Source organism: Kitasatospora sp. NPDC127121 (assembly GCF_042677305.1).
GTDB lineage: Bacteria > Actinomycetota > Actinomycetes > Streptomycetales > Streptomycetaceae > Kitasatospora.
In genome coordinates, this window is sequence record NZ_JBHXTQ010000056.1 from 1 (window position 1) to 11,495 (window position 11,495).

Genomic DNA, 11,495 nt, shown 5'->3' on the forward strand with positions numbered 1-11,495 from the left:
GGCCCCGCTCCGGGGAGGGAGCGGGGCCGCCGGGGTCGTGCGGGTCGTGCGGGTTCGTGCGGGGTCAGCCGTTGGTGAGCACCAGCTTGTGCTTGGTGGCCTTCTCGACCGCGTCCGGCGTGTAGGCCCAGGTCAGCAGCTTGCCCTTGAGCCAGAGGTCGGTCTGGTCGTTGTAGTTGTCGTGGAAGGCGTGGCCGGAGGCGCCGCCGACGTTGATCCAGCGCGAGGAGTCGAGGTCGCTCAGGTCGATCACCATCCGCATCGACGGGATCCAGTCCACCTGGTAGCCGGCCGCCGCGTTCCAGCCGGCCGCGTCGACGGCCGCGGAGCCGCCGGAGAGCCGGTACGGGCCGCGGTTGAGCAGCCGGTGGATCACGCCGGAGGCGATCGAGGAATCGTCCGTGCCGAGGGTCTGCTCGCGCAGGGTCAGCTTGTGCAGGCGGCCCCAGCTCCAGGTGGAGATGTCCTTGCTGAGCAGCGAGGTGAGGTCCTGCCGGGCGTCCTTCATCGCCTCCTTGAGCAGGTTGTCCAGGCCCTTCTGCTCCTTGTGCTGGGAGTCGATGTACGTCCACCAGGAGCTGTCCGGCTTGTCCAGCTGCTGCCGGACCACCTCGGTCCAGCGGTCACCGCCGTCCGGCTGGGCCTTGCCCGGGTCGCGGGTGCCGCACTCGGTGACGATCTTGCTGGAGCTGTCCGGCCTGGTCGGGTCGTCCTGCTGGCGGACCAGCAGGCAGTTGCCCTTGGCCCGCAGGTCGGCCGGGAACTTCTGGCCGAAGGCGAGGCTGAGCAGCTGGCGCCAGACGCCGTTGTAGTAGGCGGCGGCGGCCGAGTCGGCGTCCTGGTGGTAGTTCCAGTCCTTCAGCAGGTCCTGGGCCTCGCGCACGTACGGGTCGTCGATCTGCTGCTTGAGCAGCAGCGGGACGAGCGTCTTGGCCATGATGCTGGTGTTGTCCAGCTGCATGGTCTGCATGTCGTCCGGCGAGATCTTGCCGTTGTTCTTGAGCAGGCCCTCGATCTGGTCGGTGATCTCCTTGGCCCGGGTGCCGTACTCCCAGTCCTTGGTGAGCGAGTACTTGTAGCTCGGGTCCACCACGGCCTGGTTGGCGGTGACGATGTAGCCCGCGGACGGGTCCAGGCTGTACGGCAGGGCGGTGAAGGGGATCGAGCCCTTCCACTGGTACGTGGAGTCCCAGCCCGGGGCCGGGTAGCTGCCGTCGCCCTTGCCGCGGATCGGGATGTCGCCGGGGGCCTGGTAGCCGATGTGCTTGGCGTCGGCGTAGACCAGGTTCTGCGCGGGGACGGCGAAGTCCTTGGCGGCGGCCCGGAACTCGTCCCAGTTGCGGGCCCGGTCCAGCTCGAACACCGCGTCCATGGTCTTGCCGGGGTTCAGCGCCGTCCACTGCAGGGCGACGCCGTAGCCGCCGGTGCCGCGGTCGGGGGCGGCGCTGCCGTTGGGGGCGTACTTGCCGACGTTCTGCTGCTCGGTGCTCTGGTCGGAGATGAGCGGGGCGCCGGTCTGGGTGGTGCGGACGGTGATCGTGCGGTCCTCGCCGCCGGCGACCTTGATGGTCTCCTTGCGGAGGTCGAACTTCACGTCCTTGCCGTCGACCTGGTAGGTGTCCGGGCCGGTGACCTTCTCCAGGTAGAGGTCGGTCACGTCGGCGCCGAGGTTGGTGAAGCCCCAGGCGACGTCCTTGTTGTGGCCGATTATCACGCCGGGCATGCCGGCGAAGCTGAAGCCGGAGACGTCGTACTGGCAGGCCGGCGAGCTGGTGCGGCAGTGCAGGCCCATCTGGTACCAGACCGAGGGCAGGCCGGGGCCGAGGTGCGGGTCGTTGGCCAGCAGCGGCTTGCCGGTGGTGGTGTGGGTGCCGGCGACGACCCAGGAGTTGGAGCCGATGCCCTGGCCGGGGCGGCCGAGCAGCTGCGGCATGCCGTCGATCCGGTCGGTGAGGCCCTGGAGCAGCGCCTTGGTGGTGGCCGCGCCCTGGGTGGTGGCGGTGCCGCCGCCGGACGGGGGCGAGCCGTCGGCGGGGCGGTAGTTGTCGCCGGCCACCGTGCCGGTCTTCACGATCGTGCCGTTGCGGGTGTACGGGTAGTCGGGGTACAGCTCGGCGATCTTGTCCGGACCGAAGTCCTGGGCCAGCAGCGAGCGGTCGATCTCCTCCTGGAGGTTCCCGGAGAGGTTCCAGGCCATCGCCTTGAGCCAGGCCACCGAGTCGACCGGGCTCCACTGCTCGGGCTGGTAGTCGCCGTTGACGGCGCCGAGCAGGGCGTACTCCAGCGAGGCCTTCTCGCCGCCGGGGTGCTCGCCGAGCCAGGCGTTCACGCCGTCCGCGTAGGCCTGGAGGTTCTTCTTGGTGTCGGCCGACAGCTTGGTGTCGAACTCCTTCTGCGCCACCTGCCGCCAGCCCATGGTGCGGATGAAGGCGTCGGTGTCGACCTGGCCGTCGCCGAACATCTCGGACAGCCGACCGGCGGTGATGTGCCGCCGGACGTCCATCTCCCAGAAGCGGTCCTGCGCCTGGACGTAGCCCTGGGCGCGGAAGAGGTCCTCGTTGGTGTCGGCGTAGAGCTGCGGGATGCCGTTGGCGTCCCGCTTGACGTCGACCGGCGCGCTCATGCCCGCCACCTTGACGGTGCCGTCGACCTCCGGGAAGGACGCGCGGACCGCGGTGACCCCGCGGTAGCCGCCGTAGCCGACGCCGGCCACCAGCAGCACGACCAGCACGATCACGATCAGACGGGCGCGCCGGAACTTCTTCGAGCGGGGCATCTGGGTCCTTGCGGTCCTGACTTCGGGGCGGGCGGGCGTGTCCAGGGCCGGGGGCCGTGACAGGGCACCACATTAGGCCGAGTCGGCCGAGCGGCGTGCACGGGGGACGCTCACCGTGGGATCGGGGGAGGTCAACGAGGAGGCCTGGAGGCGGCGGTCGGGGGCCCGGGGAGGAAAAGAAACTAAAGATATGGCAAAATGTTAGACTGAGTAACGATCCGCAACAGGAGCATTGACGCCTTCTTAACGGGTCGCACCCTCCAGCACCACCAGACACCCCGCCCGCCCCTGCCTGCACGAGGTGCCACTGCGTGAACATCGACCACCTGAACCAGCTCCTCCTCGAGTTCTCCGTGATCCTGCTGGTCGCGGTGGTCGCCGTGCGGATATCCACCCGCTCAGGGCTACCGAGCCTGCTGATCTACCTCGGGATCGGCGTCGCCCTGGGCCAGAACGGCATCGGCGTCTCCTTCAACAACGCCGAGCTGACCCAGGTGCTCGGCTACGCGGCGCTCGTGGTGATCCTCGCCGAGGGCGGCCTCAAGACCAGCTGGCGCGAGGTCAGACCCGTGATGCCGGCCGCCACCGTGCTCGCCACCGTCGGCGTCGGGGTCAGCGTGTTCGTCACCGCGGCCGGCGCGCACTGGCTGGTCGGCCTGGACTGGCGGACCTCGATGCTGCTCGGCGCGATCGTCTCCTCCACCGACGCCGCCGCCGTCTTCTCCGTCCTGCGCATGGTCCCGCTGCCGCACCGGCTCACCGGCCTGCTGGAGGCCGAGTCCGGCTTCAACGACGCGCCCGTGGTCATCCTGGTCGTCGCCTTCGCCACCACCGGCGAGCTGGACTCCTGGTACGTCCTGGTCGGCACGATCATCGCCGAGCTGGCGATCGGCGCGGCGGTCGGCTTCGCGGTCGGCAAGCTCGGCGCGTACGGGATCAAGCACGTCGCGCTGCCCTCCTCCGGCCTGTACCCGATCGCCGTGATGGCGCTGACCGTGCTCGCCTACGCGGGCGGCGCGCTGCTGCACGGCTCCGGCTTCCTCGCCGTCTACATCTGCGCGGTGATCCTCGGCAACGCCAAGCTGCCGCACGGCCCGGCCGTCCGGGGCTTCGCCGACGGCCTGGCCTGGATCGGGCAGATCGGCATGTTCGTGCTGCTCGGCCTGCTCTGCACGCCCGAGACCATGGGCTCCGCGGTGGTCCCCGCGCTGGTGATCGGCGGCGTGCTGGTCTTCCTGGCCCGGCCGCTGTCCGTGGTGCTGACGCTGACCCCGTTCAAGGTGCCGGGCCGGGAACAGGCGCTGCTCAGCTGGGCCGGACTGCGCGGGGCGGTGCCCATCGTGCTGGCGACCATCCCGCTGGTGTCGGGCGCGCCGAAGGCCCAGGACGTCTTCAACATCGTCTTCATCCTGGTCGTCGTCTTCACCCTGCTCCAGGGCCCGACCCTGCCCTGGGTGGCCAAGCAGCTGCGGATCGGCGAGGGCTCGATGGGCCAGGACCTCGACATCGAGTCCGCCCCGCTGGAGAAGCTGCACGGGCACCTGCTGTCGGTCACGCTCTCCCCCGGCTCCCGGATGTCCGGCGTGGAGGTCAGCGAGCTGCGGCTGCCCAAGGGGGCCGCCGTCACCCTGGTGGTGCGGGAGGGCAGCTCCTTCGTGCCGGACAAGGCGACGGTGCTGCGCGGCGGGGACGAACTGCTGGTGGTCACCACCGACGAGGTCGGCGAGGCGGCCGAGCGGCGGCTGCGGGCCGTGGACAAGGGCGGCAAGCTCGCGGGGTGGCTGCACGGGCGGTGAGCCCGGCGGGTGGGCGGCGGGTGGTGACCGGAAGACCGGAAGGCCTCACCCGCTGTTCACCTTCGATGGGCAGGACAATTTTGGACGTGCCTTGTAGTCTGGGGATTCGCGCGACATCTACGCGCGTATATGTATGATGGTCAGATCACACCCAGCATCTGCCTGAAGCAGAGTTGGCGCGACCGTTCGGCGGCCGCGGTCCGGACCTCGGCCACCACGCCGGTCCGGCCCGGTATCTACCCCGGTCGACGCGCGAGAGGACGACTCTCGGCGCCGTCGGGGCCACCCCATGCCCTGCCGCGCTACCAGGCAGCAGGAAGGACCGACCGTGACGGCCCGCCGAACGGTCGACGACCCCGCGGACACCGCGACCCCGCGTGACACCGCCAACGCCACCCCCGCCGACGGCACCGCCGGTGCCGTCGACACCCCCGCCCCCGTGCGGGTCGGGTACGGCGCACTGCTGCGCACGCCCGGCGCCTGGACGTTCCTGGCACCGGCGTTCCTCGCGCGGCTGCCGTACGCGATGCTCAGCATGGGCATCCTGCTGCTCGTCAAGGACACCCACGGCTCGTACGGCACCGCGAGCACCGTCGCGGCCGTCGCCGCCGTCGCCCAGGCCCTGATCGGCCCGCAGACCGGCCGGCTCGCCGACCGGTACGGCCAGACCGCCGTCCTCGTCCCGACCGTCGTGGTGCACGCCGCCTCGGTCGGCGCGCTGATCGCGCTGGCGCTCGGCCACGCACCGGCCTGGAGCCTGTTCCTGGCCGCCGTCCCGGCCGGCGCGAGCGTTCCGCAGATCGGCGCCATGGTCCGGGCCCGCTGGATCGCCGAGTTCACCGCGGACGGCGCGTCCGCCTCGTCCGCGGCCAAGGTGGGCACCGCGTTCGCCTTCGAGTCCGTGACGGACGAGTTCACCTTCGTGATCGGCCCGATCCTGGCCACCGCCGTCGCCACCACGGTCAGCCCCTCGGCCGGGCTGATCGCCGAGGCCACGCTGACCCTCGTCGGCGGCCTGGCCTTCGCCGCCCAGCGGCGCACCGCGCCCGCCCGGGCGCTGCCCCAGCCCGGCGTGCGACGCGCCTCCGCGCTCGCCTCCCCCGGCGTCCGGCTGCTGGCCGGGGCCTTCCTCGGGGTGGGCGCCGTGTTCGGCGGCATGCAGGTCTCGGTGAACGCCTTCGCCGACTCGGTCGGGCAGCACGGCGCCGCCGGCACCGTGTACGGGATCTTCGCCGGCGGCTCGATGGTGGCCGGCGTGCTGTACGGCGTGATCGCCTGGCGGCGGTCCGTGCAGCAACGGATGGTCATGAGCTACGCCCTGCTGGTGCTGGGCTGCTCCACGCTGTGGGCGATGCCCAACCTGGTCGCGCTCGCCGCCGCCGGACTGGTCTGCGGCCTGGCCATCGCGCCGACCCTGATCAGCGGCTACACCCTGGTCGAGACCCTCGTCGCGGACGGCGCCAAGACCGAGGCGTTCACCTGGCTGACCGGCGCCATCGGCCTCGGCCTGGCGGTCGGCCAGATGATCGCCGGGCAGCTGATCGACGGCCACGGGCCGTCCAGCGGGTTCCTGGTGCCGGTGGCCGGCGCCGGCCTGGGCCTGATCGCGCTGGTGTCGCTGCGGCACCTGCTGACCGCGCCGAGCGGGCCTGGTCAGGTCGTCGCGGCCGCACCGGAGCTCGGCGCCGCGGCGCAGCTGGTGGGCGCGGCCAAGGGCTGAGCGGGCACGCGGTGGCGCACCGCGCGAAGCCGTGGGCGGCGCGCGGTGGAAGCCGCGCGGATCCGCGGTGGAGAAGTGTGCGCGGCTCGGCCACGGCTCATCTCACATCGGAGTCGCTGGACTGATTCAGCGGAATGCCGCATCATTGACCATCGTTAGCACTCATCAGGCGAGAGTGCCAGGAGGAAGACAAGTGCCCACGTACCAGTACCAGTGCACCGAGTGCGGCAACGGCCTGGAGGCGGTGCAGAAGTTCACCGACGAGGCGCTGACCACGTGCCCCGACTGCCAGGGACGGCTCCGCAAGGTCTTCTCGGCCGTGGGCGTCGTGTTCAAGGGCTCGGGCTTCTACCGCACCGACAGCCGCTCGTCCTCCAGCAGCACGGTGGGCGCAGGCTCCTCCGGTAGCTCCTCGGCGGCGTCGTCCGGCTCGACCCCGGCGTCGTCCTCGACGTCGTCGACGTCCTCGTCCTCCGGTTCTTCGAGCTCTTCCAGCTCCTCCAGCCCGGCTCCGGCCGCGAGCTGAGCTCGGCGCCGGACGCACACAGCGCATCGACAAGGCCCGCCACCCCGCGTTCTCCGCGGGGCGGCGGGCCTTCGTCGTCCCTGCTCGCTGTCACCACTCGCCGCCCCGGTTCGTCAGCCCCGGCGGGCCGGATGCACTCGTGCGGGTGTACGAATTCATCCACAGGGCCCGAGTTGTCCACAGGCTGCGGATAACGGCTTTCCGGGGCGGGGCGCGGCGCACATCGTAGGGGTCGCCGGAGAACGACCGGCCCGCACAGGGGCGGCCCCCCACGACCTCGGTGGTGACCATGACGACGATGAGCCTCTCCGTACCGCTGCCCGCACCCGCCGTACCGCCCCGGCGGGAGGTGCCGTGCTTCCCGCCGATCCGGCGCGGGGCCGGCGGGTGGCACCGCTGGCGGCACGCCGTACGGCGCCGGGCCGGGGTGCCCGCGCTGGTGCTGCTCGCGGTGGCCGCGGCGCTCGCGGTCGGGCCCGCACGGGCCGGGCTGCCGTCGCCGCCGGGCGGCCCGGTGGGCCGGACGGGTTGTCAATCCGGACCAACGGAAGATCACCCGTAACCGGGCAACGACTTCGTCGTTCACGGCGGCATGAAAGGCTTCAAGGAATTCCTGCTGCGTGGAAACGTCGTCGAACTCGCCGTCGCCGTCGTCATCGGCGCGGCCTTCACCAACATCGTCAACGCCTTCGTCAAGGGCGTCATCAATCCGATCGTCGGCGTCTTCGGAACGAAGGACCTGGCGTCCTACAGCTCCTGCCTCAAGGGGCCCTGCGAGCTGAACGCCACCGGCGAGGTCACGTCCGGGATCCTCATCCTGTGGGGATCGGTGCTCAGCGCCCTGCTGCAGTTCCTGATCACGGCGGCCGTCGTCTACTTCGTCCTGATCGTGCCCATGAACAGGCTGGCCGCCAGGCGGAAGAGCACCGCCGAGACGCTGGCGGAGGCCGAGGCCAAGGAGGTCCAACTGCTCACCGAGATCCGCGACGCGCTGGTCGCCCCGCAGCGCTGAGCGCCGCGCCTCAGTCCCCGTGGTGCGGCGGGCGCTGGCTCAGGTACCAGTCCAGCCCCCGCCCACCGCTCTCCCCCGCCCCGGGGCGCTCACCCCAGCCGGTGTCGGTGTCGTCCCGGGACTGCTGGTCCAGCGGGTCCCGGAAGACCAGCCGGGCCTTCGGCGCCGCCGGCCGCTCCTCCCGTCCCTGCTGCTCCCCCTGTCCCTGCTCCCGCGCCTGCCCCTGCCCCTGCTCGCTCACCCTGCTCACTTCCGCTTCCCGTCGACTGCCGTCCGGATCGTCCTGTCCCTCCAGCCTAAGAGCCCCGCGGAACACCCCGGGCCCTGGTGCGGAGTGCTCCGCACCAGGGCCCGGGGCGGGGATGGAGCCGCAGGCAGTTGCTCGGGTTCTCAGGCGGCCTCGAAGCCCGCGTGGTCGGCGATCTTCTTCAGCTCGGCCAGCGCGTGCTTCTCGATCTGGCGGATCCGCTCGCGGGTGAGGCCGTGCTGCTTGCCCACCTCGGTGAGGGTGCGCTCGCGGCCGTCCTCCATCCCGTAGCGGGAGCGGATGATCGAGGCCGTGCGGTCGTCCAGCCGCCCGATCAGGCCGTCCAGCTCCTCGCGGCGGAGCATGACCATCACGGCGTCCTCGGGGGACGTCGCCCCGGTGTCCTCGACCAGGTCGCCGAACTGGGTCTCGCCCTCGTCGTCGACCGCCATGTTGAGGCTGACCGGGTCGCGGGCCCAGTCCAGCACGTCCTTGATCCGGGCCTCGGTGGTGTCCAGCTCGGCCGCGATCTCGGCCGGCTCGGCCTCCCGGCCCAGCTCCTTGGACTTCTCCCGCTGCACCCGCCGGATCCGCCCCAGCTCCTCGACCAGGTGCACGGGCAGCCGGATGGTGCGGGACTGGTCGGCGATCGACCGGGTGATCGCCTGCCGGATCCACCAGGTGGCATAGGTGGAGAACTTGAAACCCTTGGCGTAGTCGAACTTCTCGACGGCGCGCACCAGGCCGGCGTTGCCCTCCTGGATGAGGTCCAGCAGCGGAAGGCCGCTGCGCGGGTACCGGCGGGCGACCGCCACCACGAGCCGGAGGTTCGAACGGATGAAGACGTCCTTGGCGCGCTCGGCGTCCTCGGCTATCGCCTCCAGTTCCTCGCGCTTCACGCCGTCGGGGAACACGCCCTGCTCCAGCAGGTGCTGGGCGTACACGCCGGCCTCGATCCGCAGTGAGAGCTCGACCTCCTCGGCGGCATCGAGCAGGGGTGTCCTGGCGATCTCGTCGAGGTACATACCGACCAGGTCGCGGTCGGCCTCAAGGTTGGTCGGGCGGGCCGCGCGAGTCCGGTCGGCCCTGTCGCGAACGACGGCACGGGTGGCCATGCTTGCTCCCTTTGCTGGAATTGCCGAGGTCTGCCTGCCTGCCCCCCGAGAGGGCAAGAAATGCGGGCCCCGCGGGGCTCACACGTAACGATCCAACGAACAGAATCCGGACAACATTCCCAAGTTACTCAGATTCTTCCCCGTGATGCAGTATGCTGCCGGTTTTCACCCCGGCTATGGACACTAGGTGACCGGTCGAGCACCTTCGGTGTCGTTTTCGCGACTGCTTTTGAGCACTTCCGTCACGCCCCGCACACGCGCCCGCCGCCCCGCCGGCCGCCATACAGGGTGAAACCCGCGAACGGGCACGCGCGTTCCCGCGCACCCCCGCCTTCCATCCCCGCCTTCCATCCCCGCCTTCCACTGGCGCCCGCCCCCGGCGTACGCAGGTTCTCCCCACAAACGATGCCGAATCGCTATCACCCGTGGTCCTGATCGGCCCGGGACACTGGGAAGGTGTCAGCCATGCACCTGACCAACAGCTCGACCACCGTCACTGCGCGTCACCGCCGCCTCTTGCGGGATTCGGCGCTCGCGGTGGTCTGTGCCGCGCTGTTCGGCCTCCTGGCCGCCCTGGTGACCCGGCACTGGCATCCGCTGGAACAGCTCGACCAGAGCTGGATCGGCGAACTGCACACCTTCGCCCGGCAGCACCGGATCTGGACCGCCTCGGTGCAGACGCTCTCCGACATCGGCGGCACGGTCACGATGCGCACCCTGCTCGGCATCGCGGCCGTCTGGCTGTGGCTGATCGGCGCCCGGGTCCTGGCCGGCTGGGTGGCCGCCCAGACCCTGGTCGGCTGGGGCGGCCAGTGGGCGCTGAAGCTGGCCGTCGGCCGCCAACGCCCCTCCTTCACCGACCCGGTCTCGCACGCCGGCGGCCCGGCCTTCCCCTCCGGGCACGCCATGGCCTCAGCGATCACCTGCGCGGTGCTGGTCGGCCTGGTCTGGTACCGGGTCCGTCGACGCGGACGGATCGCCGCCTGCGCGGTGGCGGCGGCGACGGTACTGACCATCGGCTGGACCAGGATCGCCCTCGGGGTCCACTGGCCGAGCGACGTGGTCGCCGGCTGGCTGGCCGCCGGGTTCGTGCTGGGCGCCGTGACCGCCGTCGTCGAACTCTGGCGACCGGGCGCGCTGGCCCGCGACGTACGGCGGGTCAACTGGCGTACCCGGCCGAGGGTCCAGCGGATCACCGTGCCGTCGGTCCGGTCGCCGCGCGGCACCGATCCACTGGGCGACGCCGCCACCGACCACCCGGACGAGGCCGTCCACTGAGACCACCGGCATCCGCGTACGGTCGTCCGGGGCCGCCCAGGGCCGGTACAGGGCCGCCCGGGGCTGCCCGAAGCCGTCCGCTAGCGTGACGGCCATGTCTCCCGACCCGGCCCCCACCACCGCCCTCCGTCACCCCGAGCGCCCACTGCGGATCGCCACCGTCCAGGCCCAGGCCGTGGCCGGCGACATACCCGCCAACGCCGCCCAGGCCGCCGAGTTGGTCCGCGAGGCCGCCGCGGCCGGCGCCCGCCTGGTGCTGTTCGCCGAGAAGTTCCTCTCCGGCTACGAGCCCGAGCTGATCCGCACCGACCCGCTCAAGTGCGCCGTCCAGCCCGGCGATCCGCGCCTCGCGCCGATCGCCGAGGCCTGCCGCGAGACCGGCACCGCCGCGATCGTCGGCGCCGCCGCGCAGGTGGGCGACGAGCTGCGGGTCTCCGCCTTCGTCCTCGGCCCGGACGGCGGCCTCGTCACCCGCTACGACAAGCAGCACCTGTTCAAGGCCGAACGCGACTACTACCGTCCCGGGGCTGCCGGTTGCACCCTGGAGCTGGACGGCTGGCGGCTCGGCCTCGGCGTCTGCTACGACTCGGGTTTCCCCGAGCACGCCCGCGCCGCCGCACTCGACGGCTGCCACGCCTACCTGGTCGGCGCGCTGTTCAGCGTCGGCCACGGCCACCACGAGTCCCGCACCTGGTTCCCCGCCCGCGCGCTCGACAACACCCTCTACACGGTGCTCGCCAACCACATCGGCCACACCGGCGGTTGGCACACCTGCGGTGGCAGCGCGGTGTGGGCCCCGGACGGCCGGCTGCTCGCCGAGGCGGGCGAGGACCGGCGCGAACTCGTCGTCGTCGACCTCGACCCGGCCGTCCTGCGCGCCGCCCGGGAGAGCGAGACCATGCTCGCCGACCTGGCCGCCGCCAACGCCCGCCCGGCCGCCCCGCGCGCGCTCTTTGCCCTGGTCTGAGCCGGTCGACCTCCGTGCCCGGCCGCTCCGGGCAGGCGGGGTGGCCCGGCCGCTCCGA

General features: G+C 71.6%; 10 protein-coding genes. 7 read left to right on the forward strand and 3 right to left on the reverse strand.

The features are described 5' to 3' along the window. Positions 1-64 precede the first annotated feature (64 nt). Positions 65-2,776, reverse strand: a complete 2,712-nt coding sequence (locus ACFVHI_RS25005) for a penicillin acylase family protein (protein ID WP_380342862.1) — start codon at positions 2,774-2,776, stop codon at positions 65-67. 311 nt (positions 2,777-3,087) lie between these two features. On the opposite strand from ACFVHI_RS25005, the gene ACFVHI_RS25010 reads away from it, so the two are divergent. The 5 genes from ACFVHI_RS25010 to mscL all read left to right on the forward strand — a co-directional run bounded on the left by ACFVHI_RS25010 (position 3,088) and on the right by mscL (position 7,830). Next, positions 3,088-4,572, forward strand: a complete 1,485-nt coding sequence (locus ACFVHI_RS25010) for a potassium/proton antiporter (protein ID WP_063348085.1) — start codon at positions 3,088-3,090, stop codon at positions 4,570-4,572. Positions 4,573-4,900: 328 nt separating this feature from the next. Continuing rightward, complete coding sequence (locus tag ACFVHI_RS25015) at positions 4,901-6,292, forward strand: MFS transporter (RefSeq protein WP_380342865.1); 1,392 nt, start codon at positions 4,901-4,903, stop codon at positions 6,290-6,292. Positions 6,293-6,485: 193 nt separating this feature from the next. Further along, positions 6,486-6,818, forward strand: a complete 333-nt coding sequence (locus tag ACFVHI_RS25020) for an FmdB family zinc ribbon protein (RefSeq protein ID WP_079135672.1) — start codon at positions 6,486-6,488, stop codon at positions 6,816-6,818. Between the two features lie 298 nt (positions 6,819-7,116). Next, a complete protein-coding gene (locus ACFVHI_RS25025) occupies positions 7,117-7,380 on the forward strand; it encodes a hypothetical protein (RefSeq protein WP_380342868.1) in 264 nt (87 codons plus the stop codon). 30 nt (positions 7,381-7,410) lie between these two features. Next, positions 7,411-7,830 (forward strand): large conductance mechanosensitive channel protein MscL, encoded by a 420-nt coding sequence (mscL, locus tag ACFVHI_RS25030; protein ID WP_063348087.1) that lies wholly within the window; start codon positions 7,411-7,413, stop codon positions 7,828-7,830. Positions 7,831-7,840: 10 nt separating this feature from the next. Here the strand turns inward: mscL and ACFVHI_RS25035 are convergent, their stop codons facing one another. Both ACFVHI_RS25035 and ACFVHI_RS25040 read right to left on the reverse strand, forming a co-directional pair. Then, positions 7,841-8,080, reverse strand: coding sequence for a hypothetical protein (locus ACFVHI_RS25035; protein ID WP_063348088.1), 240 nt, complete (start codon positions 8,078-8,080; stop codon positions 7,841-7,843). Between the two features lie 140 nt (positions 8,081-8,220). Beyond that, positions 8,221-9,192: a sigma-70 family RNA polymerase sigma factor gene (locus ACFVHI_RS25040; protein WP_063348089.1), complete on the reverse strand. Its 972-nt coding sequence runs from the start codon at positions 9,190-9,192 to the stop codon at positions 8,221-8,223. A gap of 465 nt (positions 9,193-9,657) precedes the next feature. Between ACFVHI_RS25040 and ACFVHI_RS25045 the strand changes: the two genes are divergently transcribed. After that, the gene (locus tag ACFVHI_RS25045; RefSeq protein ID WP_063348090.1) at positions 9,658-10,470 is read left to right on the forward strand and encodes a phosphatase PAP2 family protein; all 813 of its coding nucleotides are present in this window, start codon (positions 9,658-9,660) and stop codon (positions 10,468-10,470) included. 94 nt (positions 10,471-10,564) lie between these two features. Then, a complete protein-coding gene (locus ACFVHI_RS25050; protein WP_380342873.1) occupies positions 10,565-11,437 on the forward strand; it encodes a carbon-nitrogen hydrolase family protein in 873 nt (290 codons plus the stop codon). The last annotated feature ends 58 nt before the right edge of the window (positions 11,438-11,495 follow it).